This is a genomic window from Collimonas humicola (assembly GCF_018304945.1).
Classification (GTDB): Bacteria; Pseudomonadota; Gammaproteobacteria; order Burkholderiales; family Burkholderiaceae_D; genus Collimonas; species Collimonas humicola.
This window is the reverse complement of record NZ_JAGQEE010000001.1, coordinates 1706331-1732283: the sequence shown is the minus strand read 5'-3', so window position 1 is coordinate 1732283 and position 25953 is coordinate 1706331. Positions and strand designations below refer to the sequence as shown.

At 56.1% G+C, this 25953-nt stretch carries 20 protein-coding genes; 12 read left to right on the top strand and 8 right to left on the bottom strand.

Annotated features, from left to right (window positions below; all coding sequences use genetic code 11):
* Window positions 1-214: 214 nt before the first annotated feature.
* From KHU30_RS07740 to KHU30_RS07725, 4 genes are all read left to right on the top strand, one after another.
* Window positions 215-1012 carry a TatD family hydrolase gene (locus tag KHU30_RS07740; protein WP_211441965.1) on the top strand — a complete coding sequence of 266 codons (798 nt, stop codon included), beginning with the start codon at window positions 215-217 and terminating at the stop codon, window positions 1010-1012.
* A 22-nt stretch (window positions 1013-1034) separates the two neighbouring features.
* On the top strand, window positions 1035-3467 hold the full coding sequence (locus KHU30_RS07735; RefSeq protein ID WP_211441964.1) for a DNA internalization-related competence protein ComEC/Rec2: 2433 nt from the start codon (window positions 1035-1037) through the stop codon (window positions 3465-3467).
* 74 nt (window positions 3468-3541) lie between these two features.
* Window positions 3542-3871 (top strand): low molecular weight protein tyrosine phosphatase family protein, encoded by a 330-nt coding sequence (locus KHU30_RS07730; RefSeq protein ID WP_211441963.1) that lies wholly within the window; start codon window positions 3542-3544, stop codon window positions 3869-3871.
* Between the two features lies 1 nt (window position 3872).
* The gene (locus tag KHU30_RS07725; protein ID WP_211441962.1) at window positions 3873-4295 is read left to right on the top strand and encodes a tyrosine-type recombinase/integrase; all 423 of its coding nucleotides are present in this window, start codon (window positions 3873-3875) and stop codon (window positions 4293-4295) included.
* 246 nt (window positions 4296-4541) lie between these two features.
* On the opposite strand, the gene KHU30_RS07720 is transcribed toward KHU30_RS07725, so the two are convergent.
* Genes KHU30_RS07720 through KHU30_RS07710 form a run of 3 tightly spaced genes read right to left on the bottom strand, consistent with a single transcriptional unit; the run spans window position 4542 to window position 9592 of the window.
* Window positions 4542-4961, bottom strand: a complete 420-nt coding sequence (locus KHU30_RS07720) for a DUF4279 domain-containing protein (RefSeq protein ID WP_211441961.1) — start codon at window positions 4959-4961, stop codon at window positions 4542-4544.
* A gap of 18 nt (window positions 4962-4979) precedes the next feature.
* Window positions 4980-7289, bottom strand: coding sequence for an RHS repeat-associated core domain-containing protein (locus KHU30_RS07715; protein WP_211441960.1), 2310 nt, complete (start codon window positions 7287-7289; stop codon window positions 4980-4982).
* 11 nt (window positions 7290-7300) lie between these two features.
* Window positions 7301-9592 (bottom strand): DUF6531 domain-containing protein, encoded by a 2292-nt coding sequence (locus KHU30_RS07710; protein ID WP_211441959.1) that lies wholly within the window; start codon window positions 9590-9592, stop codon window positions 7301-7303.
* A gap of 666 nt (window positions 9593-10258) precedes the next feature.
* Here KHU30_RS07710 and KHU30_RS07705 point away from each other — a divergent pair.
* The 3 genes from KHU30_RS07705 (at window position 10259) to drt2 (ending at window position 14396) form a co-directional block, all read left to right on the top strand.
* A complete protein-coding gene (locus tag KHU30_RS07705; protein WP_211441958.1) occupies window positions 10259-11557 on the top strand; it encodes an XRE family transcriptional regulator in 1299 nt (432 codons plus the stop codon).
* Complete coding sequence (locus tag KHU30_RS07700) at window positions 11557-12702, top strand: beta family protein (RefSeq protein WP_211441957.1); 1146 nt, start codon at window positions 11557-11559, stop codon at window positions 12700-12702. The genes KHU30_RS07705 and KHU30_RS07700 overlap by 1 nt, the downstream gene beginning before the upstream one ends.
* A 407-nt stretch (window positions 12703-13109) precedes the next feature.
* A complete protein-coding gene (gene drt2 / locus KHU30_RS07695) occupies window positions 13110-14396 on the top strand; it encodes an antiviral reverse transcriptase Drt2 (protein WP_211441956.1) in 1287 nt (428 codons plus the stop codon).
* 43 nt (window positions 14397-14439) lie between these two features.
* Here the strand turns inward: drt2 and KHU30_RS07690 are convergent, their stop codons facing one another.
* The 3 genes from KHU30_RS07690 to KHU30_RS07680 form a co-directional block, all read right to left on the bottom strand.
* Window positions 14440-14748, bottom strand: a complete 309-nt coding sequence (locus KHU30_RS07690) for a hypothetical protein (RefSeq protein ID WP_211441955.1) — start codon at window positions 14746-14748, stop codon at window positions 14440-14442.
* A complete protein-coding gene (locus KHU30_RS07685; RefSeq protein ID WP_211441954.1) occupies window positions 14741-15166 on the bottom strand; it encodes a DUF1249 domain-containing protein in 426 nt (141 codons plus the stop codon). Before KHU30_RS07685 ends, KHU30_RS07690 begins: the two co-directional genes overlap by 8 nt.
* Before the next feature lie 84 nt (window positions 15167-15250).
* A complete protein-coding gene (locus KHU30_RS07680) occupies window positions 15251-15592 on the bottom strand; it encodes a hypothetical protein (RefSeq protein WP_211441953.1) in 342 nt (113 codons plus the stop codon).
* A 421-nt stretch (window positions 15593-16013) separates the two neighbouring features.
* Between KHU30_RS07680 and KHU30_RS07675 the strand changes: the two genes are divergently transcribed.
* Window positions 16014-17543, top strand: coding sequence for an ion channel (locus KHU30_RS07675; protein ID WP_211441952.1), 1530 nt, complete (start codon window positions 16014-16016; stop codon window positions 17541-17543).
* 113 nt (window positions 17544-17656) lie between these two features.
* A complete protein-coding gene (locus KHU30_RS07670) occupies window positions 17657-19333 on the top strand; it encodes a DNA internalization-related competence protein ComEC/Rec2 (RefSeq protein ID WP_329956658.1) in 1677 nt (558 codons plus the stop codon).
* 134 nt (window positions 19334-19467) lie between these two features.
* Here KHU30_RS07670 and KHU30_RS07665 read toward each other — a convergent pair whose 3' ends face one another.
* Together KHU30_RS07665 and KHU30_RS07660 are read right to left on the bottom strand one after the other, a co-directional pair.
* Window positions 19468-20661, bottom strand: coding sequence for an MFS transporter (locus KHU30_RS07665; protein ID WP_211441951.1), 1194 nt, complete (start codon window positions 20659-20661; stop codon window positions 19468-19470).
* The gene (locus tag KHU30_RS07660; protein ID WP_211441950.1) at window positions 20658-21779 is read right to left on the bottom strand and encodes a 3-deoxy-7-phosphoheptulonate synthase; all 1122 of its coding nucleotides are present in this window, start codon (window positions 21777-21779) and stop codon (window positions 20658-20660) included. The genes KHU30_RS07665 and KHU30_RS07660 overlap by 4 nt, the downstream gene beginning before the upstream one ends.
* A 355-nt stretch (window positions 21780-22134) precedes the next feature.
* On the opposite strand from KHU30_RS07660, the gene KHU30_RS07655 reads away from it, so the two are divergent.
* Genes KHU30_RS07655 through KHU30_RS07645 form a run of 3 tightly spaced genes read left to right on the top strand, consistent with a single transcriptional unit; the run spans window position 22135 to window position 25953 of the window.
* A complete protein-coding gene (locus KHU30_RS07655) occupies window positions 22135-23382 on the top strand; it encodes an isochorismate synthase (protein ID WP_211441949.1) in 1248 nt (415 codons plus the stop codon).
* A complete protein-coding gene (locus KHU30_RS07650) occupies window positions 23379-25049 on the top strand; it encodes a (2,3-dihydroxybenzoyl)adenylate synthase (protein ID WP_211441948.1) in 1671 nt (556 codons plus the stop codon). The genes KHU30_RS07655 and KHU30_RS07650 overlap by 4 nt, the downstream gene beginning before the upstream one ends.
* Window positions 25050-25074: 25 nt before the next feature.
* Window positions 25075-25953, top strand: coding sequence for an isochorismatase family protein (locus KHU30_RS07645; RefSeq protein WP_211441947.1), 879 nt, complete (start codon window positions 25075-25077; stop codon window positions 25951-25953).

The following is a 25953-nucleotide window of genomic DNA, read 5'->3' as shown; positions in this document are numbered from 1 at the left end:
GACAAATGCTTTTTTGCATCATGTTATCAGGCAAACGGGTTAGTGTGGCGCTCCCCCCATTTACGAAGCACCACGCCAAACGAGAAATGTTTATGTTTGGACTTATGCGAGGCCAGGTTTGCCCATGCTACGATATCAATCTATTAATCCGCCAGGCGTTGATGTGTCTGATATGTGTCTGATATGCGCCTGATAATTTCCCAAGGATCGCCCGATGTGGATAGATACGCACTGCCATCTGGATGCCGCTGAATTCGGCGGCGAACAGGCACAGGTCGCCGCGGCTGCCGCAGAGCAGCAGGTAAGGTGGATCGTGATCCCGGCAGTGGAGCGCGCCAATTTCGCCTCAGTGGCGGCGCTGGCCGCGCAACTGCCTAACTGCAGCTATGCGCTTGGCATTCATCCACTCTATGTAGAACACGCCGACGACGGCGATCTGCTAGCCTTGCGCGCGGCCGTCGGCGCGGCCATGGCGGACCCGCGCTTTGTCGCCATCGGTGAAATCGGCCTGGATTTCTTCGTGCCCGGCATGGACCGCGGCCCTTTGCGCGACAAGCAGGAATACTTCTATGTTGAACAGTTAAAGCTGGCGCGCGAGTTCGGCCTGCCGGTGCTGCTGCACGTACGGCGCTCGCAAGACATCCTGCTCAAGCATCTGCGCCGGATCAAGGTCACCGGCGGCATCGCGCATGCCTTCAACGGCAGCTTCCAGCAAGCGCAAGCCTTCATCGGCCTGGGTTTCCGGCTCGGCTTCGGCGGCGCCATGACGTTTACCCGCGCTTTGCAGATCCGCCGCCTGGCGGTGGAGTTGCCGCTGGACGCTTTGGTGCTGGAAACCGATGCGCCCGACATGTCCCCGGCATGGCTGCATCCCGCCACCAACCAGCCCCAGCAAATCCCCCGCATCGGCGCCGTGCTGGCCGAGCTGCGCGGCATGCCGCTGGCCGAGCTGGCGCATGCCACTGCCGCCAACGCCCGCGCCGCATTGCCGCGCCTGGCGGCCTTGGCCTGAACCAGGTAGGAGCGCGCTCCGGATGCGTAGCGCGATCATCGGCTTCCTGCTTGGGGTTGTCTTTTTGCAAATTCAGGCGGTCTTGCCGCCAGTCTGGCTGCTGGCAGGCCTGGCGCCGGCGGCGATATCGCTGGCTTGCGCGGCTTATAAGATCCCCAATTGGCAGCTCAGGTTTGCCGCCCGCCTGCTGGCAGGTTTTGCCTGCGGCTTCGCCTGGGCGGCCTTGTTCGCGCATTGCTACTTGCGGCAAGAGCTGGCGCCGGAATGGGAAGGGCGCGATGTCACGGTGATTGGCACGATAGCCAGCCTGCCATCGAATTTTGAAACAGGCGCGCGCTTCGATTTTGCCGTCGAAAATGTCGTGCAGCAGGACGGTGAGTCGCCGCTCATCCCGCAGCGCCTGGCGCTGGCCTGGTACCGCAACGGCGACCAGGAGCAAGCGCCGCAGCCGCTGCTTGCCGCAGGAGCGCGCTGGCAGCTGACGGTGCGTTTGAAGCGGCCCCATGGCAACGCCAATCCGCATGCGTTCGACTATGAGGCCTGGCTGCTGGAGCGCAACCTGCGCGCTACCGGCTATGTCCGCGGCGACCCGGGAGCGAGTTCAGGGAACCGCCAATTGCAGCCGTTTGTATTCAGCCCTGGCAATCTGGTGGAGCTGTTGCGCGGCCGTTTGCGCGAACGCATCCTGGATGCCTTGCCCGGACATCGCTACGCCGGCGTGCTGGTGGCGCTGGCGATCGGCGACCAGCGCGCCATCGACCAGTCCGACTGGGAAATCTTCAACCGCACCGGCATCAGCCACCTGGTCGCGATCTCAGGCTTGCACATCACCATGATTGCCGGCATGTTCGCCGCCGCCATGGCTGCGTTATGGCGGCGTTCTTTTTTCACAAAGGCTGCCTTGCCCTTGCTGCTGCCGACGCAAAAAGCCGCCGCCCTGAGCGGCGCGCTGGCCGCCCTGGCCTATGTGCTGCTGGCCGGCTTCGGCATACCGGCGCAACGCACCCTGTACATGCTGCTGGTAGTGGCGCTGGCTTTGTGGAGCGGCCGCATCGCCAGCGTTTCGCACGTGCTGTGCATCGCGCTCCTTGTGGTATTGCTGGTCGATCCCTGGGCCGTGCTGTGGCCTGGATTCTGGCTATCGTTCTGCGCCGTCGGCGTGATCCTGTACACCAGCGTCGGCCGCCGGCCGGCCGCGCGCGATGATGGCAATACGCGCATTTCAACATGGTGGCAAGGCTTGCGGGCCGCCGGCGCCACGCAATATGCGGTCACCATCGGCCTGCTGCCGCTTACTGTCCTGTTGTTCGGACGTGTTTCGCTGATTGCGCCGCTGGCCAATGCCGTGGCGATTCCATTGGTCGGCCTGGTGGTGACGCCGCTGACGCTGATCGCCAGTGCGCTGCCGGCGCCGCTGTCGACCTGGCTGTGGCGCGCCGCGCATCTGCTGCTGGAACAATTGGCGCTGCTGTTGGGCTGGCTCAGCGCCTTGCCGTTTGCGGTATGGCAGACGCCGGCGCCGCCGGCGTGGACCTCCGCGCTGGCCTTGCTGTCCACCGTGTGGCTGCTGGCGCCGCGCGGCTGGCCCCTGCGCTGGCTGGCGCTGGCCGGCTGGCTGCCCCTGCTGTTGGATAACGGCAGCCGTCCGCCCGCCGGTGAAATGTGGGTGACCGCCCTCGACGTCGGCCAGGGCATGGCGGTGCTGGTGGAAACAGCCGACCAGCGCCTGCTGTACGACAGCGGTCCCTACCACTCGCCCGGATCCGACGCCGGCAACCGCGTCATCGTCCCCTACCTGAAAGCGCGCGGCATCACCGCGCTGGACGCGCTGGTGATATCGCATGTCCACAACGACCATGCCGGCGGCGCCCTGTCGGTCATGGATGCCGTCAAGGTCGGAAAAGTGTATTCATCGCTGCCGCCGCAGCATCCGATCGTCCAGGCCGCGGCCGATCATCAAGCTTGTCACGCAGGGCAGGCATGGCAGTGGGGAGAGATGAAATTCGAAATGCTGTATCCGGATATTGCGCAATACCAGGCATCGGCCGCGCAACAAAAAAGCAAACCGCACATAGTCAGTTGCACGCTCAAGGTCAGCCATGGCCCGCATGCCATTTTGCTGCCCGGAGATATCGAAGCCGCGCAGGAGCAGCAGCTGGTTGCCCGCTATGGCGAGGATTTGAAATCCACTGTGCTGCTGGCGCCGCATCACGGCAGCGGGACTTCATCCACGGCGGCATTCCTGGCGCAGGTTGATCCTCAGATTGTGTTGTTCCAGGTCGGCTATCGCAACCGGTTTCATCATCCCAAACAGCAGGTGGCGGCGCGCTATCAGGAACGCGGGGTAGAGGGATTCCGGAACGACGAAGGAGGAGCGATCTTGTTGAAATTTGGAGATGACGTGACGGTGGATACCTACAGGAACCAACATCGCCGGTATTGGTACGGGCGTTGATCTGATAGCCTTTAACTTGCTTATCGGCGATCATCTGCGCAATTGGCAGCGTTGTTAACCTGGATTCATATTTGATGAAACGAGCACTATTCATTTGCAGTCAGAACCGCCTAAGGAGCCCGACCGCGGAACAAGTTTTTTCCACCTGGCCAGGCGTTGAAAGCGATTCGGCCGGCTTGGGCGGCGACGCGACTGTTCCCTTGTCGACGGAGCAGATTGAATGGGCGACGATCATTTTCGTGATGGAGAAGGCTCATCGCAGCAAGTTATCTGCCAAATTCAAGACCCATCTCGGCGGCAAGCGGATTATTTGCCTCGATATCCCGGATGACTATGAGTACATGCAGCCTGAACTGGTGAAGCTGCTTACTGCGAAGGCTGGTAGATTTTTAGTGCAGAGCTAAAATGATATTTTTCCTGTGTTATAAAAAAGCTTGCGGATTTGCGATGACCAAAGGCCGGAAAAAGCGCCATGTTTTTTTGACGAACTCTCGGGTCATCGATGCCTTTCGTCATTATCTGCATGACCGGCAAAAGCAAGAAGGGATTTTGTTCAATTACGATGCTGCACTATTCCTATCGCAGAAAGGTGATGCGTTTTCACCCAACACCCTGCAACAGCTATTTCATTGCATGTTCCGAGAGGCCAGATTGCAGGGAGCATCGAGCCATTTTGGGCGCAGATCATTCGCGACAGCATTGATCGAAAAAGGGATAGACATCAAAGCAGTCTCGACGGTGATGGGACATTCTAGCATCGCTATGACCGCGAAATACGTTCAAAACAATCCCGTGCGATTGAAACAGATTTGCACCGATCTGTTCTAGTGCCGGCGAAGTACCTTATCTCATCTGAGTTCAAAAGCTCGCACCATTTATTTTCAATTTTTTTGAATAGCTCACTCTCTTTCGGTTCGCGTATTCGTAATACATCTAGTCCCACAAAAGCCACATGCCTTCCCCGGGGAAGGCATCGGTACGAACGGCGAGTCACCAAAAGCAAGTCCCAGCAGATCGATGCGCTGTAAGGGATTCCCTCCGATATAGTTGAACTCATTTATTCCGCCCAGTTACTCACTCACTGGCATTTAGACAGTAAATGTCGAAATCAACACTAGCGTTAATTTCGGCCAGTAATTTTATGATCCGCTCGTCCAGCGTAAATGCCGGCGCGCAATTTCTAATATATGCACAACAAGCCAGTTGTATAACCGAATTATTTGGAAGATATTGGAATTTATCCTTGATTGGATTTAAATTTCTGAAAATGTCGTCAAACAAATCACGAAAATCCAATACTTTTTCTTCGGAATCCAAATTTGAACACCACGCCCAGCCATTTTCTTGGTGTCTCAGAATGCCTTTACCTGTTTTCGAAACAATTTCCCCCTTAACCCACGTTGAGGTGGGCTGGAGATTCAAGCATTTAGTAATTTCAGACGGATCGCATCCGAATTCCAAAATCCTCAATTCCGCATTTATCTCAGAATCCATATCTAAATATTTCGCCTGTTAAAAATGATTTATATTAAGACCCGTTGGAGTCCCAGTTCCCACTCCATTTTTCCTAAACACGTAGATATCGCCGTCTGGAGTTTTATAGAGATCAAAATCCGACCCTCCTTTTTTTGGTTTAAGGTTATGAGGATCTTCCCCGCCCGCTTTCAACTTATCGATTTCACCTTTTGAAAGCATCTTGCAATTTTTAGCAGTGACTTCGTCATTTTCATGGGAGTTAGCTGCCTTAATTGCATCCGCGAGCCTATTCACGGCCTGGTACGTTCGGTAGGCCCTATAGCCTTGATAGGCAATTCGTCCAACAATAATTGCCTCACCAATACAGAGGTCCTCAACACACAGTCCACTTGGATCTGAGAAGCTTAGTGGATTCCCTTCAACGTAGCTGAACGTATTCAGCCCCCCATTTAACCCAATCGGATCGGATTGAACGTAGCGCCCTTGCTGCGGATCATAGTCGCGATAGTAGTTGTAGAAATTGTTGGTCTCTTTATCGTACACCTGACCGGGGAAGCGTTGGTTGTAGGTGAAGGTTCCCAGGCTGCTCGGATTCTCATCCGGGGGTTGTAGCCCAAACGGATCCGCATTGTCCCAACGCCAAACCATCTGATTGTCGGTTGCCTGTGTAATTACTCGCGGCGTGTTGATGTGGTCTGCATAGACATAAAAGACGTTCGTCGTTGTGTTCTGACTTGATCCTGTGCCTGTAACCGCTTGCTTCAGTACTGCCACCGGCAAATTGCCCAGATACACCGTCTCTTCAATGGACTGTTGATTGGCATCGTATTCACCAATCAAGTGCCCCGCACTGTCATACACATAGCTGTTGCTGCCTGTGGCGATGATGCTGGTCGGTCCTTGCTTTTGTACTCGCTCCTCAATGCCATTGTGGGTGTACGTGACAGTATTGCCACCGTTAGTCGCACTGACCATTCTTCCACGGTCGCTATAGATATAGCTGATGGTGCCGTCACTGGTCAGGTTGCCTGCAGCGTCATAGGTGTTGCTCTTGGCCGGTGTTGGTCCAGTCGTGGCCGTCAGCTGATTGCTGTTCGCGGCAATCGTATTGGCGTAGCTGCCGCTGCCGAAAGTCGCTTGAGTTCGGTTGCCGTTCTGATCGTACTGGAAGCTCTGGTTGCTGGTACTGCTGCTGCCCGTGACGGAGTTAAGCCGGTCCAGGTTGTCATAGCCGTAGCTTTGGTTGAAGTTGGCCGGTGCGCTGTTGCCGATGCCCGTACCGCTGTGGCTAGTCGCTGTGATACGGCTAGCTGCATCGTAGCTGATCGTCCGGTTGGTACCGTTGCTTAAGGCATTGCCCAGCGGGTAGCTGGTGACACGACCATCCAGGTCAATTCCCCTGGCATAGGTGTTCGTGCTGGTACTGCTGCTATTGCCCCAGGTCCAGGCATTCACAGGACCGAAGGCTTGGTAGCCGATACCGGTGAGTAAGGGGATGGTGCTGCCGGTATTGGTGCCGCCACCGGTCGCATTGGTCGGATTCAGGGTCAGACTATTGATCCGTCCTGCAGCGTCATAGCCGTAGTTGATCCGGTTGCCGCTTGGGTAAGTCGTGCTGATCAATTTACCGGTGGTGGTGCCGCTGCTGCCGTAGGCGTAGCTGATCGTGCTGCTGGTGCCCGTACTGCTCAGTGTCTGCACCTTGGTGAGCAAGCGACCAAAACCGTCGTAGGCATAGGTCGTCTGACCGGAGCCGTCGATCATCCGTGTCAGGTGGCCCTTGGCGTTCGGGGCGCCTGTTGATCCCCCATCGTATTCAAACTGGGTGGCAGTACCGCTGGCATAGCTGATCTGGGTCAGGCGGTTGAGGGCATCGTAGCTGTAGGTGGTGGTCTTGCCACGGGCATCGGTACGGGTCTTCAGGTTGCCGGCGGCATCATAGGTTTTACTGGTGCTGCCGGTATCGGGGCTGGTGAGCGCGTTCTGGTTACCCAGGCCATCGACCGTATAGCTGGTCACCAGGTTACGCGGATCCGTGACGGTATTGATTTGGTCCTGGCCGTCATAGGTAAAACTGACGGTGGGGCTGGCGCCGCCTGCGGCCGGAACCGGTTGGACCTGCTGGATCAGGCGTCCCAGCGGATCGTAGCTTTGGGTGGTGATGTTCCCCAGGGGATCGGTGATCTTGGTCTGATTCCCCATGGCATCGTATTCATAGCTGGTAGTCGTGTTCTGGACCGCTTGCGCCAGTGCTGCCGTGCCATTGACACTGCCCAGCAATGGACTGTAGGCCAGCGTGAACAGGACCGCACTGGCCAGGGTCTTGATACCCGCTTGTTTCCCCATGAAACGCCCTCTCATTGCACTGCTCCCGTGATTTGTTGTATGCGATTTAAGGCATCTACGACACGACTGGTCTGGCGTGCCAGAGCACCGCTCGGATCTTTGACTTGTTCACTGATCCGGTTACCCATGTTGTCCAGGGTATAGGCGATGCTGTTGCCAAGGCTGTCGGCGATGTTGGTCAGGCGATGGGCCGGGTCGTAGGTGTAGCTGACCGTAGAGGTATTGGGCAGTGTGACCAGGGTCAACTGGCCGACGCCGTCGTAGCCATAGGTGGTGGTTTCAACCGTACCGCCAGAGGTCACCGTCTTGCCGGTCAGCCAGCCGCGTGGGCTGTAGGTCAAGGCAGTCGTCGCGCCATTGGCATCGGTGATCAGTCCTACGCGGCCATTGGCGTCGTAGTTCGACAAGGTCGTGACTTGACCGATGGCGTTGGTGATTGTGCTCAGGTTGCCGGAGGGGTCATAGGTATAGGTGGTCTTGTCTGTCACATCGGTTCTGGGACCGGCAGCCGTCAATACCTGACCAAAGTTGTTGTAAGTGTAGCTCCAGGTGCGCGCTGTGCCGACCAACGTTGGCGACAAGCCCTGGGCGCCTATTGCATCGCTGGTGGCTTGCACCGTCTTGCTCAACAGGTTACCGGACGCATCGTAGACATAGGTCGTCAACAGCTTTGGCTCGGCAATCGTCAGAGGCAAGCGATAGGTCGCGTGCCAAGCGGTCGTGATCGTTCTGGTTTGCGCTGTCCCCGACGCCTCTACCCGACGGGTCTCCAGATTGCGTGTCAGGTCGTAGCTATAGGTAGTGACTGCGCCGTTGAAATCGGTAGCGGTAGCGACATTACCGTTGGCATCGTAAGTCTGCGTCGTGGCGCTCTGGCCACAATAATCGCAAGGAGCATCCAGCGAAGTCAAGCGGGCTACACCAAATTGCACAGCAAAGCCGAAAGTACGCGCCTTCGCCAACGCATCGGTCACTGTCGTCGTGCCATCGGCGTTGAAAACAACGCTAGTCCGGTCTATGGTGCCACTGCTGTAGGCGCCGTGCACGCTCAGAATGCCGCGTCCGCTACCGTCATAAGCCCAGCTTGCATAGCGGTTGCCGTTTTCATCGATGATGCCAGTCAAGGCATGCGTTTGTGCGACACCGCCGTTCTGTGCCGCTTCGTTATAGACATAGGTGCGCGTTGTTGCCGAGCCGCTGCTGTCAGGATATTGCACGCTGGTCAAATTACCATTGCTGTCGTAGGCATAGCCATAGACCTCGCCTAGGTTGTCGGTGATACTCGCCACTTGTCCAGCAGGGTTGTATGTGAAGGTGAGAACGCGACCATTCGGGCCGGTGACCTTCTGTACATTATTGCTGGGCCGTCCAGTGCTATCCAAATAGCCCAGTGTCTGAGTTAAACCAGCGCGATTGGTGACCGTGGACAACCGGCCTTGCGTGTCATAGGTTTCCGTCTCATCGTCCTTATTGATATAGGTCCAACCCAATGCGCTTGCATTGCTGGTTTGCCACTGCAACCGTTCAGCGGTGTCGCCGTCGGTTGTCCACACGCCTCCGACCAGCAAAAATTTCTGCATCATCCCATCGTGCCGATACATGACTGCGCTGTCGATGTCGCCGCCGCTCATCGACGGATAGGCCGCGATGTTGCGTTGATAGGTATGCGACCAGCCGACACCCAACGGGATCGGCGCGTTTTCCAGGGTGCGATTGCTGTTATAGAAGCGCTCAAACCGCAGTGGGAACAAGCCGCCGCTGACTAGATCGGTTTCCCGTTGGAATTTATTGCCGGAAGCGGAGTGGATCGGATTAGTACCGTTGGCACAAATGCCGCAACATGACGAGGTGCATTTTGGCTTGCCGCACTGTCCGGTATCGGGATCAGAGTAATTAGGGATGGCGCATTGGTTGGCCCCACCCTGCGGGCCATACACCAGGGTATCGACCAGTTCGACCGTCACCCAGTTAGACGCATAAGTGCGTTCAATGACGCCACGGCAGACGCGTTCGCCGATACCCTCATCGGGGCCGACATTCACTGAGCGATAGCGAAATTTGACGTTGGGGTTCGTCTCGGCGGAGCGACGCGTATTCATCCGGGTCATCAGCTCACCGGTGACGCATGCTTCTTCCCCCGTCCGGTAGTGAGCCAGGGCATCGTTAGAATTGGAGTCCAGCCAGTAAATGGCAGCTTGGGCTGATGGCGCGAACACCAGCATGGTCAATAGCAATGTGACAAAAACACATAATCGCGATGCAACAGACGAACACAAACGGCCAGCCTGAAAAGCTTGCTGCATAAACGGCACTCCTTATTTTGATATCGCGTGCATCGCTTGACTCATGCTTCTTCAATGGACGCACTATGTATGCGGCAGACAAGCTTTTTACTCTGTCTCAAAACACAACATAAATTTCTGTACTGCAATAGTATCTGATGTTTATTACAATGAGTTACTTGTAGGTAAATAAATCTACAAATGTTTTTGTTGCCTTAAGGGAAATTTATATTGTCAAAACATGCACGGGCCGCATTTGCGCTCATAGTTCAGACGGTATTGGGTCTTTCCTTTATGGCATGAGTTGTTAGCAACCTCGCCTGCGGGAATAGAACTTGAGTGAAACATGGGGAAGTCTTGAGACTATTTTTGGGGTGCAGTTCAGGAATGCCGGTGCTAACACACGCCGTCTAGTATTTACAGAAGTTAGAATTGAGTTAGCACCCTCCCCAAGCCTGGCTCTTGAATTTAAGAATGGCCTAGTATGCTTTTTCTTCCAGAATGTTTATTTGTTGCCTTTGCAATAATTATTAAAACATTCTTCTTGCCTCCTGCCTTTCCTGCCTCGAAAAGGTGGCATCAGATATAGGCATGTTTACTAATTGCATTTAGCAAACATTTCCGATAGGCGAGTAGAGCATCCCCACACAACTTGACACACAACATATTTGATGCGTAACATCGGACATGTCTACTAATTTCATCATTTCGAACGACCGCCAAGCACGCGAAACCGCAACGCTAATTGACCAAATTAACCATGCGTTGTCATCTGAGCAGGTATTGAAATCTATTGTTGAGGGCTTGTCCCGTGAAGTCATCGACGGAGTGCGGCGATCCTTAACTTCTGAAAAAAAAGAGCTATCTGAAGTACTAAATGCTTACCTGAAGGCAAAAGACGGTGATTTCGAACTTTTGAAGAAACGTGCAGGGAATGATCTTGGAGATTTTCTCATTGTCGCGAGGATAACAAATGGCTGGTCCCAAAAGGACTTAGCTAGAAAGCTTGGCCTTCGAGAGCAGGCGATTCAGCGGTATGAATCTGAGCGTTATCGCAGCATTAGTCTAGCTAATTATATGAGAGTTGCACGAGTGCTCTCGGTACATCTGTCGGCGGATTTTCTTCCGGCGCTAACCAGAGATTGGCGCCCAACTTTTGAAGCACCTCCTAGCGAAGTGCAAAAGGTCTTGAAACATGCACGTACAAATGGCTGGTTACAAGACAATGATGAATCTGATGAAAATGCGAAAAACCAGTTAATTCGTTATGTTGCCGAACATGTGGAAATGCACGGCACCCCATCATTGCTTAGAACAGGCTTGAATGTGGAGGACCATTCAGAAGACTGGATTTTGTTGTCATGGAAGGCACAAATAACCCGCCGCGCCAAGGCAATAATTGACCGAGATAAAGTCAAGTATCGACCCTTAGATGTTTCATGGTTAGTCGATCTTGTAAAGTTGAGTAAGCTGGACGATGGGCCAATGCGAGCCGGTGAATTACTGAAAGAGCATGGCATTATCCTTATAGTTGAGCCGTATATTCCGGGGATGAAGGTTGACGGTGCAGCCTTTCTAGTAGATCAAATTCCAGTCATTGGAATGACATTGTTGCGTGACGCACTTGATAATTTCTGGTTTACCCTGCTGCATGAGGTTGGTCATGTAATTCTTCATTATCGCACTGGCCTCGCGGCAGGATTCTTTGATGATTCTGAGTCGATGCAAGTGGACGAACTGGAGGAAGAGGCCAACCGATTTGCTGCCAATATGCTAATTCCAGAGGAGTTATGGTCTCGCTCACCGGCACGAATTGCGAAAACGGCAGGCCCCATTGAGTCGTTTGCAGAGCAGCTTGGTATTTCGTCAGCTATAGTATTTGGCCGTGTAAGGTTGGAACGAAAGAATTACGCAATATTTTCCGACAAAATTGGACGTGGCAAGGTCCGTAAGCAACTTCTTCCCACAACCCTTGGAGACGCTTAATGAGTGGGCTTGAAAAGATTTTGTATTCCCCTGCTTTGCGATTGAAAGCTGGTGAATTAAATGGTGTCCGCGATCTCAAACATGATGTCGCAGCTTATGTTGTGCCACGCTTTATTGTGCCTCCGTTAGGAGAGCGCGATGATAACCAGGATGAGCTATTCCCTCCCGGAAAAGCGCCTGATGTTGGTGGAATTTTGTCTAAGTATTGGTTTGGCCGCCGTGCCTTCGTTGATCTGACCTATCTCATCGACGAGGCGGGGCGAGAAAGCATTGCGACGTGGTTGCCCCAGATGTTTGTTCGTGCACGTAGCCTGAAGGCCAGGGGGATTCCAATGGCAATGCTTCGTGATCTCATTGGCGACGAAGCATTAGCCTTTAAGGCTGCAATACCGCAGGACGAGACACTAAAGTTCGCTATCTGCGTTGCGTCCGGTGAGCTGGTGAATACTGATTTGGGTGTCCAAGTGAATGCGGCCTTGGCGAAATTAGGTTTGAATGCCACTAACTGCGCAATAATTGCAGATTTTTCGGATTCTGATTTTTCGCAACCTGATCACGTCGCTCCGGTTATTAGTGGCGCACTTGAGCAGTTGCAGGAACTGGGGGCTTGGCAGCATATTATCTTCCAAGCCACACATTATCCTGAGAAGAATCCTGCTGAACCAGGACAAAGCGCACTGTGCCCGCGCAACGAATGGGCGGCTTGGCGTCAGGCGGTAAAATTTGATCCCACAACTGCGGAGTACATGACCTTTGGTGACTTTGCTGCGGACTCTTCCAAAATGTCTTTCGGTGGTGCAGGTGGTGCTCCTGCAATTCGACATTACCGCTATACGACAGAAGATGCGTGGCTTGTCGTACGCGGCGAAAAGTCTGGCGCTGATAAAGCCATTATGAAAGATGTATGCAGCAGAATTGTGGCAAGCGGCCATTTCGCCAGTGCACGTTTTTCAACAGCAGATGCCTATATTTATCGCACGGCAAATGATTTGGATGGCCCAGGAAATTCCACCATGTGGCGACAAGTCAACACCACGCACCATATCACTCGCGTGGTGACTGATGTTGCCAAAGTGAGAGCTATTCCAATTTCCGAAATTCAGGAAGAACCAATTGCTCAACAAATGTCACTACTGGAGCAATGAATAAAGACAGCTTAACGCTGTCGATGCAACTTACATAAGGTAGTCTATGGCGGTCGCATCCCCTAAGACGTGGTAAAAGTGATTTGTAATTCACGTCTCTATTGTTTGTTTCCTGCACAACACAATTCTGGTATAGTCGAGTTGCTCCATGCAAAGGTATGGAGGGACTTCACATGATGTCAAGCCCGCCGAAGCCCGCAACATGGCACGACAGCGAGATTGATAGCACAGTCTGGACGATTAGCTTCATAATTGCCTCCATGACTACATGGTAATACATTTCTAACATACGTGGCTCGGCCTGACTTAGTCGGGTGAAATAGTTGGAGAAAGACCGCTGGCCTAATCCGGACGGGTGGCTCATAGATTGCCACCATCTTTCACCTGTCCGGTTTGCTAGAACTCCTATGTCTAATCGCAAGCATCCCTGGTTTCGGCACAGGGGGTACCCTCATTTTGACCATCCAATAAGCTTTCGCGAGGCGAAGCGTATTGTGAAAGACCCTGAGCAGGTCGCTCGACACAGTTTTTACCCATTCGTCGAATTTTCCATCCAGACTTTCAAGGTCAAGCGCAATAAGATTACTGATAAAGTTGAACGAGTCGGCAAGACTCGCCCAATTGCATATGCGTCACATGTAGATTGTCATATCTATTCGTACTATGCTTTTCGTATATCAAAGTTATACGAAAAATGGATTAGATCGAATAACCTAGACGAATCTGTGCTGGCCTTTCGGTCACTTGGGAAAAGCAACGTTCATTTTGCAGCTAATGCGTTTGATGCCATTCGGAAACTTGGCAATTGTTACGTCGTCGCACTTGATATAACAGGCTTCTTCGATAATCTTGATCATAAAATTCTCAAAAATTCATGGGCCGATGTGCTAGATGAGAGCGCATTACCACCGGACCACTATGCAGTATTCAAATCGCTAACAAAATTTGCTACCGTAAATAAGGGTGCGCTATACGAAGCACTTGGTATTTCGCTAAATAATCATAAATCTAGCCCTAAAAGGCTTTGTACTCCTGAAGAATTTCGCGAAACAGTTCGTAAAAACAACTCGCTTGTGAAGAGGAACGCGGAAGCAAAGGGAATACCCCAGGGATCTCCAATTAGCGCGTTGTTGTCAAATATCTACATGCGTCAATTTGATATCGAATTGCATTCTTTTGCATCGAACTGTGGCGGATTTTATTTTAGATACTGTGATGACATTCTGCTGATTGTTCCCCCAGTTCGAAAGGACGATGTGGAAGGTTTTGCGATGGATGAGATTGCAAAACTTAATCTTCCAATTAATCCGACTAAGACCGATCGAGTTTCATTCGAGGTGAGTGCTGACGGCCAACTCAAGGGCAGTAAACCACTTCAATATCTTGGTTTCTTATTTGATGGTCAGCGCGTTATTCTTCGGTCGGCATCACTGGCACGTTATTCGGAGAAGATGAGAAGAGGCGTGCGGATCGCTAAAGCCACTATGGCTAAGCGAAATAGTGCTCGCATTGTACGAGGTGATGAGGTAAAACCATTATTTCGTCGTAAGCTCAATAGCAGATACACCTATTTGGGGCGGCGAAACTTTATTACGTATGGCTACGCGGCTGCTCGGGTGATGGACTCGCAAGCAATTCGAAAGCAGTTGCGTGGATTATGGCAGCGCCTGAACGACGAGATCGACAATGATTGAGGAAGCATTCAGACCGCACTAAGCTATATGCCTTCCATCGTACTCAATATTCATCTGGCAGAAGAAGCGTTGTTGACGAACGGTCGGCTTCCGTAATGATCCATATTTTGGCGTCTGCACTGAATCGGTAACTGGAAAATATGCGCATGCCCGAACGTATTGCGATCAAATTTTGCTGTTGATCTCCCTCACATAAATCGCCCCAATCGCCCGTGATATGGCGGTGAATCAGTCTATCGGGTGGAATACCGAATTCGATCATTGTGTTCAATGCGCCGCGTGTTGCGACAACTTGGCCGAGTGAGAACAAAGGCTTGCCACTAGACGGCGATGGTTTTAAACCGTCACTCATTACCGTCTTTCGCTTTGATCGAATATCCTTCTGAAATCAGGTTGCCGAGCCATATATACAGACTGTCGTTTAGCACGCGTTTTGCCAGAATATCGATGTGATTCTTGCGTGGCGAATAAACCGAGTCAGACATGTAAGCATCGTGATACGTCAGGGCTTCGGCCATGCCGCTGTGAAGATAGACCGCAATGGTCATTTCCGGATTGCTAAAGACCTTGCCAGATTTGTGCCGGTCGATGTGACTCAGCGAAATAATTAACTTTTCCTGCGTGCGTTGTATGACGTCAAAAGTGAGTGGCATCAGTCCGTCTACTTCGGATACGCTGGTGCCATCGATGGTGCGCAAATCAGGTATCACATCGAGTAGCCGATGAAAGATTCGAGCGTGGATGTTCTCGAATGAATAGTCGTGAGTCATCGTAATCCCTAAACAGTTCGATGATCGTCAGGCGACGACAGAAGTTAAAACTTTCCGTGGCCGCCGTATGTTGACGATAGCAATTTAGATTTCGATGATTTGATGGACGATGGCTTGAACTGCCGGATCGCTCTTTTTGAGCAATGCAGCAAAACGGGCAACGATCAATCGATTCTTCCGAGTTTCGATCTTGTTGATATCACGCAGAGCAGCATGATCGAGTGGCTTACCTGGTTTCAGATTTTCGATAGTGGATTTCACCAACGCTGTGCGGTCGGCATCCAGTTGTTCGATTGCTGCCTTGAGTTTGACCGCTGGCGATGTTGTGGTTGCGGTGTCGGCAGGTTGCTTTTGTTCTGTCTTATCGACTGGCTCGATTCCGACAGTAGCTGCAATGGTTTGCTTCGATTCAGGTTTGGTGCTCATGCTGTTCTCCGTAAGTATTTGTCAAAACGACAATTACACACTATCCAGCATTTTTGATTTCGTACATATCTATTGCCTAATTGCAATATATTATGCTTTGCCCGAACGATTGAATGAGGGATGACGTATTCCAAATGTAAATTGCTCTATGAAGAGAATTTGTTGTCTTGGATTAATGTTTTGGCCCAATTCTGCGACTATAGGCAAGTTCAGCCAATTGGTAGTGACTAAGGTCGCATCCAAATACCATCGTACTTTTTTCCATCGAGAATATCTGGATGGTCGTTGCTGTCATGTCGATGACTTGAAGTAGAAACCATGATGTCATGAAATTTTATTTTTTGCGGACGGACATAAAAACCTAGCTATGCAATGAGCAAAATCTGCTTGTTCGTTATTTTCTCGAAAGGGTATGTACTCCATGTCAGTGCCATATTTTGACCCCCGAACGTTGTGGGCGAAGTCTCCAGATGACTTCAACGCGTGGCGCGAAGCCAATGACTTGCCGATTTTTCTCACTTTCGTCCTAAAACGACTACCCGGATTTCAACAATGGATGGCTGAACATAAAATTGATGCACCGCTGTTCTGTAAGCTTGTTCCATCAGGAGACTGGTTTTATGGGGAAGAACGAAAACTTATCGTTCGCACTGAGAACGACATGCGAACTCACAAATACTTGATAGCTTATGCACCTCAGTCAGATGATACGTTCGAAGCGATGAAGAGCCGCATCGATCCCGAGAAAATTGTGACCGAAATTGAACCGTATTTCAATTGGGCTCGTCGTACATTGGGGCGCGATCGCTTTTTTCCAATCAACGGCATTGATGGCGTAAAAACGGAGAGTCTGCTTTTTAATTCATGGGATGCATACGATTCTCCACATCATTCACGAGCTACATTGCTAAGCGAATTTATTGTATTGAAATTGGGGGGAGTGGTACTCGAGGAAATGGCCAACATTGGAAGACGCAATTTGGATTTCGCCGATCTTGACCATTTGACGATTACCGGAAAATATCACTCTAACTATCGTGTTCCAATTAACTTTAGCTCATGCAAGAAAATACAATTTCTGCAAGCAAGGGTAGCGTTCTTTGCCTTTCTTCATTGCTACCTAGAAGATTTGAATTGCGAAAACTCTCAGTTCTATGACATGTCATTCATAGATTGCGAGGCCTTCAAAGCAAAGTTTTCTGGCTGTCTTCTGCATAAGATGACATTTTCCTCGACCTTAATTCGTCCAATGTTATCTAATTGTGAGCTTCGAGATATCCAATTTCAACCGGCATCTATGCATGACCCATCTGGTATCGCGGACGTGTATCGATTACTTCGCAGTGCTTATCAGCAAGGGGGGCAAATACAAGAGGCTGCTGAGCACTATTATTTAGAACGAACGTATCGACGGAAGGCCTTATGGGAGCCATATTATGGCTACGAATACATCGAATATTTTCCTAAAATTTCAAAAGGCATGCGCAGCAATGCATTCAATAAAGGTGTTGAACGTGGCATTTACATGGAATCTCAGAGAAGAGAGCAAGCTAGACTCTATTGGAAATACCTTTGGACTGTATGGACAACACCTCGTAGTGCATGGCACGCTCTCCGATTTAAAATGAAGTGGCTGTGTTCGTGGATAGACAACGCAATTTGGGGATATGGTGAACGTCCGCTTCGTATTTTTGGAACGGCTGCCGTACTGATAGCTAGCTACACGGGATTGTATTACGTGTGGGGCGAGACTCTGTCTGTCGCAACGGATGGCAAAGTACCGCTGCTGGAATGCCTTTATTTTTCGCTTGTTACTTTTTCCACTCTTGGATATGGGGATATAACACCTGTGCAAATGCCGATGAAATTATTGTGCGGTTCGGAAGCGATATTGGGCGGATTTACCATGGGATTGGTGGTTGCTGGATTTTCGAACAAAAGCCGTTACTAATATCGGAATATAAAGTCCGTCGAAGATGGCAAATGATATGAGCTAATGCCTGAACCGCAGTGCATGGATTTTTATGATCCCTCCTCACAGCGAATGCTGTTGGTGATCAGACGATTATTTCGTGTATTCATAGTCTCTATGTTGCGATCTCAGGCTTGCACATCACCATGATTGCCGGCATGTTCGCCGCCGCCATGGCTGCGTTATGGCGGCGTTCTTTTTTCACTAAGGCTGCCTTGCCCTTGCTGCTGCCGACGCAAAAAGCCGCCGCCCTGAGCGGCGCGCTGGCCGCCTTGGCCTATGTGCTGCTGGCCGGCTTCGGCATACCGGCGCAACGCACCCTGTACATGCTGCTGGTAGTGGCGCTGGCTTTGTGGAGCGGCCGCATCGCCAGCGTTTCGCACGTGCTGTGCATCGCGCTCCTTGTGGTATTGCTGGTCGATCCCTGGGCGGTGCTGTGGCCTGGATTCTGGCTATCGTTCTGCGCCGTCGGCGTGATCCTGTACACCAGCGTCGGCCGCCGGCCGGCCGCGCGCGATGATGGCAATACGCGCATTTCAACATGGTGGCAAGGCTTGCGGGCCGCCGGCGCCACGCAATATGCGGTCACCATCGGCCTGCTGTCGCTTACTGTCCTGTTGTTCGGACGTGTTTCGCTGATTGCGCCGCTGGCCAATGCCGTGGCGATTCCATTGGTCGGCCTGGTGGTGACGCCGCTGACGCTGATCGCCAGTGCGCTGCCGGCGCCGCTGTCGACCTGGCTGTGGCGCGCCGCGCATCTGCTGCTGGAACAATTGGCGCTGCTGCTGGGCTGGCTCAGCGCCTTGCCGTTTGCGGTATGGCAGACGCCGGCGCCGCCGGCGTGGACCTCCGCGCTGGCCTTGCTGTCCACCGTGTGGCTGCTGGCGCCGCGCGGCTGGCCCCTGCGCTGGCTGGCGCTGGCCGGCTGGCTGCCCCTGCTGCTGGATAACGGCAGCCGCCCGCCCGCCGGTGAAATGTGGGTGACCGCCCTCGACGTCGGCCAGGGCATGGCGGTGCTGGTGGAAACAGCCGACCAGCGCCTGCTGTACGACAGCGGTCCCTACCACTCGCCCGGATCCGACGCCGGCAACCGCGTCATCGTCCCCTACCTGAAAGCGCGCGGCATCACCGCGCTGGACGCGCTGGTGATATCGCATGTCCACAACGACCATGCCGGCGGCGCCCTGTCGGTCATGGATGCCGTCAAGGTCGGAACGGTGTATTCATCGCTGCCGCCGCAGCATCCGATCGTCCAGACCGCGACCGACCATCAAACTTGTCACGCAGGGCAGGCATGGCAGTGGGGAGAGATGAAATTCGAAATGCTGTATCCGGATATTGCGCAATACCAGGCATCGGCCGCGCAACAAAAAAGCAAACCGCACATAGTCAGTTGCACGCTCAAGGTCAGCCATGGCCCGCATGCCATTTTGCTGCCCGGAGATATCGAAGCTGCGCAGGAACAGCAGCTGGTTGCCCGCTATGGCGAGGATTTGAAATCCACTGTGCTGCTGGCGCCGCATCACGGCAGCGGGACTTCATCCACGGCCGCGTTCCTGGCGCAGGTTGATCCTCAGATTGTGTTGTTCCAGGTCGGCTATCGCAACCGGTTTCATCATCCCAAACAGCAGGTGGCGGCGCGCTATCAGGAACGCGGGGTAGAGGGATTCCGGAACGACGAAGGAGGAGCGATCTTGTTGAAATTTGGAGATGGCGTGGCGGTGGATACCTACAGGAACCAACATCGCCGGTATTGGTATGGGCGATAGATATTTGCGGATTTGACCAAGAAGATTTCAATAAAAAAGCTCGCGGATTTGCGAGCTTTTTGTGAGCTCATTATTTGCAACGGGCCACATGCGGCCCATTGACCCGGCATCGGCAGAGCCTTCATTTCCTCCAGCTACTTCGAAGCCACCGCCGCCAACGGCCTATGCAAGCGCGGCAAGGCGCACAGCACTGCAACCGCCATCAGCGCCGACAATAGCGCGATCACACTCATCCCGCTCAGCCTGCCATCCACCGTCTCGCCCAGCATCAGGCTGGAGGCCACCGCAGCGGCGGTGATCGCCAGATCCTGCACGATATTCTGCAAGGACATGAAGCCGGCCCGTTCATGCGGCGCCGGCACCCGGCTGGTGAGGGCGGCCAGGGTGACGTTGCGGCCGGCGTTGCCGGCCATGAACAGGATGAAGGGCAGTACCAGCGGCATCACGCCGAGGTCAAAAAACGGCGCGAGGCCGGCGCAGAAGGCGAGAGAGGCGATGGCTGCGGCCGGCAGCGGGCCGGCGCGGTCGGCCAGGCGGCCCAGCAACTGCACCGTGACCATCGCGGTGACGCCGCCGGCGAAGTACAGCATGCCCAGGCGTTCGCGCGGAAAGCCGAGGTTCAGCAGCAGGTAGGCGGAGAATTGCGGGATCACCAGGAAGGCGGAGAACTGGCTGAGCGCTTGCACCAGGCAGGCTGCGCGCACCGCCGGCTGGGCCAGCAGGCTGCGTGCCGACACCGTTTGCTTGCGCGGCTGTTCCAGGTGGGCGCGCAGGCTGGGCAGGCGCCATGCCGCCAGCAGCCAGACCAGCGAGGCCAGCGCCGCCACTGCATAAAACGGCAAGCGCCAGCCGCCCCAGCGCGCCAGTTCCAGCGCCAGCGGGACGCCGGCGATGACTGCCATCGAAAACCCCAGCATGACCTTGCCGATAGCGCGGCCGCGCTGCTCCGGCGGCGTGCTGTCGATGATGATCGCCATGCCGAGCGCGATCGCAGGGCCGCCGCACAGGCCGGTCAGGCCGCGCGCCAGCATCAGCGTCGGCAGGCTGCTGGCGAAGGCGGCCGCCAGCGTGCACAGGCCGACGGCGCCGAACGCCAGCAGCAGCACCGAGCGGCGGTCGAAGCGGTCGAGCAGGCGCACCGACAGCAGGCCGGAGACTACCGCGGCCGAGGTGTAGACGGCCGACAGCCAGCCCAGCTTGTCGCTGGGGAAGGCCAGCGCCCGCGCCAGGTCGGGGCCGAGCGGCAGCAGCATGATGAAATCGAGGATGTAGACGAACTGGATGGCGGCGACGATGACGATGGCTTGAGTGGGCGACAGCTGTTTCATTGCATTCCTGTAGTGCTGGTATCGATATCGGTTTCGATGCGCGCCGGCAGCGCATCGCGCAGTTGCGCGGCGGCGTCGCGCAGCATGGCGGCGGTGCCGTCCCAGTCGACGCAGGCGTCGGTCACCGAGCAGCCATAGCGCAGCTGCGCCAGGTCGGACGGGATAGCCTGGTTGCCTGCTTCGAGAAAGCTTTCGATCATGCTGCCGAGGATGCTGCGGTTGCCATGGCGGATCTGCCGCACCAGGTCGGTCATCACGGCCGCTTGCAGCCTGTGGTCCTTGTAAGAGTTGCCGTGGGCGCAGTCGATGACGATGTTGGGCGCGAGCTTGGCCTTGGCCAGTGCGCGTTCGGCCAGGGCGACGCTGACGCTATCGTAGTTGGGCCGGCTGCTGCCGCCGCGCAGCACCAGATGGCTGTGGGCGTTGCCGCGGGTGCGGATGACGGCGGCGCGGCCGTCGCTGTCGATGCCGAGGAAGGCGTGCGGGCGCGAGGTCGACAAGATGGCGTTGACCGCGGTCTCGACGCCGCCGTCGGTGCCGTTCTTGAAGCCAACCGGCATCGGCAGGCCGGACGACATCTCGCGATGGGTTTGCGATTCGGTGGTGCGGGCGCCGATCGCCACCCAGCTGATCAGCTCGCCCAAGTAGTGCGGCGAAACCGGATCGAGCGCCTCGGCGGCGGCTGGCAGGCCGAGCCGGTTGACCGCCAGCAGGAAGCTGCGGGCCTGCTGCATGCCGTCGGCGATGCGGAAAGTATTGTCCATGCCGGGATCGTTGATCAGGCCCTTCCAGCCGATGCTGGTGCGCGGCTTTTCGAAATACACCCGCATCACGATATATAGCGTGTCAGCCAGTTCGGCCGCCAGCTGCCGCAGCCTGTGCGCATATTCCAGCCCGGCGGCCGGATCATGGATGGAGCAGGGCCCCACCACTACCAGCAGGCGCGGATCGCGCCGCTCCAGGATATCGCGCACGGTGCGGCGGCCCGTGGCGACCGTCTGCGCCGCCAGCGCGTCGAGCGGCAGCAGGCTGCGCAGCTCGGCGGGCGAGGGCATGGGATCGATGCCGGCCAGGTTGAGGAAGCTTTCTTCATCGACGACAAGTTGGTCTCTTTTCATGAGGGTGCTCGGTAGGTGGTGGCTGCCTTGGCTGCGCGAATTGCGGGGCTGGATGCGAGGAGGAATATCTGTCTGCCATGCATATTAATTCCATTCGGTTAATAAATCAATTGCTAATCATTCTCATTTGCATTTACAATCTCATTTACAATTGGTTACGTCGAGCACGCTCTTGCCGGCCTCCCGTTCTGCTCAAGAAGCATGAACGGCAGCGGAAATAAAGCGCGCAACTGATCGCGCCGAAGGCAATGCAATCGTTCCGATGCGGACGACGCATTCGCTGGCGGGCAGGGCAACCATTCATCCGGCTAGCCGCATGCCACGCCACCACTCATTTCTTGCGAGGACCGTCATCATGAACGACAGACTTCATCATGCATTTTTAAAACAAGCCAGCGCCGCGGATCTGCTCCAGCACTACCAGGCCGGCGCCACCTTCTTTGCATCGCCGCGGCGCTCGTTGCTGGCGCATGGCGTCAAGGCGGTATTGCCGCCATGCGAGGCCGGCCAGCTCGCCGCCAAGGCGGCAGCCTGGCTGCAGGAAGTCCAGCAGGAAGGCCGGCCGCCCGCCGTGCTGATGGGCGCGCTGCCGTTCCGCCTGGACGGCAGTTCGGCCTCGCCCTACCTGTACATGCCGCAGCAGCTGGCCAGCGGTGCCGGCGTCGACAGCGCGGTCGCCGCCTTGAGCCCGGCGGAAAAATCCTGCGGCGCCCAGCTGTCGACGACGCCTTTGATGCAGCCGACGCCCGAAGCCTACCGCAGCAATGTGCGCAGCGCGCTGGCGGCAATCCGCGATTTGCGCTTTGAAAAAACCGTGCTGTCGCGCTCGCTTACGCTCGACGCCCAGATCGCAGTCCCGGCCCTGCTGCAGCGGCTGGCGGCACGCAATCTGCGCGGCTACACCTTTGCCATCGACCTGGCCGACGCGGCTGCAGCGCGGGCAGGGGGGCATCGCACGCTGATCGGGGCCAGCCCCGAACTGCTGCTGGCGCGCTACGGCCGCGAGCTGGTGTCACATCCGCTGGCAGGTTCGATCCCGCGCAGCGCCGATGCGGCGGAAGACCGCCGCCGCGCCGATGGCTTGCTGCAGTCGGTCAAGGATCTGCATGAACATGCGCTGGTGGTCGATGCGGTGGCCGCCGCCATGCGGCCGTATTGCAAGAGCCTGAAGGTGCCGGCGGCGCCGAGCCTGCTGGCGACGCCGACCATGTGGCATCTGGGCACGGAGCTGCGCGGCGAACTGGCCGATCTCGCCACCACCTCGCTGGAAGTGGCGCTGGCGCTGCATCCGACGCCGGCCGTATGCGGCCATCCGGCTGTGCCGGCGGCCAAATTCATCGCTGACGCCGAAGGTTTCGACCGCCGCTATTTCGCCGGCCTGGTGGGCTGGTGCGACAGCCATGGCGACGGCGAATGGGCGGTGACGCTGCGCTGCGCCGAAGTTGGCGCCGATAGCGCGACGCTGTATGCCGGCGCCGGCATCGTCGCCGGCTCCGAGCCGCAGCTGGAACTGCTGGAAACCTCGGCCAAGCTGCGCACCATGCTGGCGGCGATGAACCTGGAGCTGATGCTGGAAGACGAGCAGGCGAAGGCGGCGTCATGAGCAACGCCGATCAGCTTGACTATTTGCCGGGATTCACACCCTGGCCGGCGGAGGCCGCCGAGACCTACCGCGCTGCCGGCTACTGGACCGGTGAAACCTTCGGCGCCATGCTGCGCCGGCGCGCGCAGCAATATCCATCGCGCCTTGCGCTGGTGTGCGGTGCGCGGCGCTGGACCTATGCCGAGCTGGACCGTCGCAGCGATCAGCTGGCGGCGGGTTTCGACCGGCTCGGCATCCGCCCGCGCGAGCGGGTGGTGGTGCAGCTGCCGAATATCGCCGAATTCTTCGCCGTATGCTTTGCCCTGTTCCGCCTGGGAGCGGTGCCGGTGTTTGCCTTGCCGGCGCATCGCCGCACCGAGATCGGCTATTTCTGCGCCCACAGCGAAGCGACGGCCTACGTCATCGCCGATGTCGATGGCGGTTTCGATTACCGCCAGCTGGCGCGCCAGGTCCTGGCCGAGCAGGCTGGCCTGCGGCATGTCGTCGTAGTGGGAGAGGCGGAGGAGTTTTGCCCGCTTGACAGCCTGTATGACGAGGCGCGCACCTTCCCTGAGCCGCGCGCGGATGACGTCGCTTTCCTGCAGCTGTCCGGCGGCAGCACCGGCTTGCCCAAGCTGATTCCGCGCACGCCCGATGATTATCTCTACAGCATCCGCGCCAGCGCCGAAATCTGCGCCTTGACGGCGGACAGCGTCTATCTGTGCGCGTTGCCGGTGGCGCACAACTTCACGCTCAGCTCGCCGGGCACGCTCGGCATCCTGTATGCCGGCGGCTGCGTGGTAATGACGCGGCGCGCCAGTCCCGACGATGCATTCCCGCTGATCGAAGCGGAACGGGTCACCATCACCTCGCTGGTGCCGCCGCTGGCGATGGTGTGGCTGGATGCTGTCGGCAACAGCAACAGCAACGGCGACGATAGCCGGCGCCGCGATTTGAGCAGCCTGGCGCTGCTGCAGGTAGGCGGCGCCAAATTCACCACCGAAGTCGCGCAACGCGTGCGGCCGGTGCTCGGCTGCGCCTTGCAGCAAGTGTTCGGCATGGCCGAAGGACTGGTCAACTACACCCGTGACGAAGATACCGAGCAGCTGGTCACCTCGACCCAGGGGCGACCCATTTCGGCCGCCGATGAAGTACTCGTGGTGGATGACGAAGACCGCGATGTGATGCCGGGAGAAGTCGGCCATCTGCTGACCCGCGGCCCGTACACCATACGCGGCTACTACAAGGCGGAAGAGCACAATGCCCGCGCATTTACCGTCGATGGCTTCTACCGCACCGGCGACCTGGTATCGCGTCTGCCGTCAGGCCACCTGGTGGTCGAGGGCCGCGCCAAGGACCAGATCAACCGCGGCGGCGACAAGGTGGCCGCCGATGAAGTCGAAAACCATTTGCTGGCGCACCCGAACGTGCACGACGTCGCCCTGGTGGCCATGCCGGACGCTTACCTTGGCGAGCGCAGCTGCGCCTTCGTGATTCCGCGCGGCCAGGTGCCGCGGGCCATGGACCTGACCGGCTTCCTGCGCGAGCGCGGCATCGCCCACTACAAGATCCCGGACCGCATCGAATTCGTCGACCGCTTCCCCAAGACCGGCGTCGGCAAGGTCAACAAGCGCGTCCTGCGCGAACGCATCGCAGAACAGCTGGCCAAGGCCGGCGTCCATCCTTAACCAATCACCAGTTCAAGACATCACCATGACTATTCCAAGAATCGCTTCCTATCCCATGCCAGCCGCCATGCCCTCCAACCGCGTCGACTGGAAGCCTGATCCGGCGCGCGCGGTGCTGCTGATCCATGACATGCAAGAGTATTTCCTCGATTTCTACGATAGCAAGGCGGCGCCGATCCCGGCCCTGCTGGAGCATATCGGCCGCTTGCGCGATGCCTGCGACGCCGCTGGCGTGCCGGTGGTATACACCGCGCAGCCGGCGCAGCAGGCGCCGGAGCAGCGCGGCCTGCTGCAAGACTGGTGGGGCCCCGGCCTGACGGCGCAGCCGCAGCGGGCGCCGGTGGTGGCGCAGCTGGCGCCGCGCACGCAGGATATCGTGCTGACCAAGTGGCGCTACAGCGCCTTCGTGCGCAGCGACCTGCTGCAGCGCATGCAGGCGCAGGGGCGCGATCAGCTGATCGTATGCGGCGTGTATGCGCATATCGGCTGCCTGATGACCAGCGCCGACGCCTTCATGAACGACATACAGCCGTTCCTGGTGGGCGATGCGCTGGCCGATTTTTCGGCCGAACAGCACGCCATGGCGCTGGATTACGTTTCGCAACGCTGCGGCGTGGTCAGCAGCGCACAGGATGTGATTGCTTTCTTGCAGCCTGCTGTGGTCAATGCCTTGCCGGCTAGTCAGGCCGCGCTGCAAGAGGAAGTGGCGAAGCTGCTGCAAATGCCGGCCTCTGATTTGCGGGCTGACGATCATCTGCTGCACGCAGGCCTTGATTCGATCCGCCTGATGAGCCTGGTGGAACGCTGGCGTCGCGGCGGCTCCAGCCTCACTTTCGTCGACCTGGCAGAGAAGCCGACGCTGGCCGGCTGGTGGAGCCTGCTGGCGCAGGCGCGGAGCAACTAG

Coding starts and splice junctions, on each gene's coding strand:
- KHU30_RS07740 (WP_211441965.1), top strand. CDS start 215: ATGTGGATAGATACGCACTGCCATCTGGATGCCGCTGAATTCGGCGGC.
- KHU30_RS07735 (WP_211441964.1), top strand. CDS start 1,035: ATGCGTAGCGCGATCATCGGCTTCCTGCTTGGGGTTGTCTTTTTGCAA.
- KHU30_RS07730 (WP_211441963.1), top strand. CDS start 3,542: ATGAAACGAGCACTATTCATTTGCAGTCAGAACCGCCTAAGGAGCCCG.
- KHU30_RS07725 (WP_211441962.1), top strand. CDS start 3,873: ATGATATTTTTCCTGTGTTATAAAAAAGCTTGCGGATTTGCGATGACC.
- KHU30_RS07720 (WP_211441961.1), bottom strand. CDS start 4,961: ATGGATTCTGAGATAAATGCGGAATTGAGGATTTTGGAATTCGGATGC.
- KHU30_RS07715 (WP_211441960.1), bottom strand. CDS start 7,289: ATGGGGAAACAAGCGGGTATCAAGACCCTGGCCAGTGCGGTCCTGTTC.
- KHU30_RS07710 (WP_211441959.1), bottom strand. CDS start 9,592: ATGCAGCAAGCTTTTCAGGCTGGCCGTTTGTGTTCGTCTGTTGCATCG.
- KHU30_RS07705 (WP_211441958.1), top strand. CDS start 10,259: ATGTCTACTAATTTCATCATTTCGAACGACCGCCAAGCACGCGAAACC.
- KHU30_RS07700 (WP_211441957.1), top strand. CDS start 11,557: ATGAGTGGGCTTGAAAAGATTTTGTATTCCCCTGCTTTGCGATTGAAA.
- drt2 (WP_211441956.1), top strand. CDS start 13,110: ATGTCTAATCGCAAGCATCCCTGGTTTCGGCACAGGGGGTACCCTCAT.
- KHU30_RS07690 (WP_211441955.1), bottom strand. CDS start 14,748: ATGAGTGACGGTTTAAAACCATCGCCGTCTAGTGGCAAGCCTTTGTTC.
- KHU30_RS07685 (WP_211441954.1), bottom strand. CDS start 15,166: ATGACTCACGACTATTCATTCGAGAACATCCACGCTCGAATCTTTCAT.
- KHU30_RS07680 (WP_211441953.1), bottom strand. CDS start 15,592: ATGAGCACCAAACCTGAATCGAAGCAAACCATTGCAGCTACTGTCGGA.
- KHU30_RS07675 (WP_211441952.1), top strand. CDS start 16,014: ATGTCAGTGCCATATTTTGACCCCCGAACGTTGTGGGCGAAGTCTCCA.
- KHU30_RS07665 (WP_211441951.1), bottom strand. CDS start 20,661: ATGAAACAGCTGTCGCCCACTCAAGCCATCGTCATCGTCGCCGCCATC.
- KHU30_RS07660 (WP_211441950.1), bottom strand. CDS start 21,779: ATGAAAAGAGACCAACTTGTCGTCGATGAAGAAAGCTTCCTCAACCTG.
- KHU30_RS07655 (WP_211441949.1), top strand. CDS start 22,135: ATGAACGACAGACTTCATCATGCATTTTTAAAACAAGCCAGCGCCGCG.
- KHU30_RS07650 (WP_211441948.1), top strand. CDS start 23,379: ATGAGCAACGCCGATCAGCTTGACTATTTGCCGGGATTCACACCCTGG.
- KHU30_RS07645 (WP_211441947.1), top strand. CDS start 25,075: ATGACTATTCCAAGAATCGCTTCCTATCCCATGCCAGCCGCCATGCCC.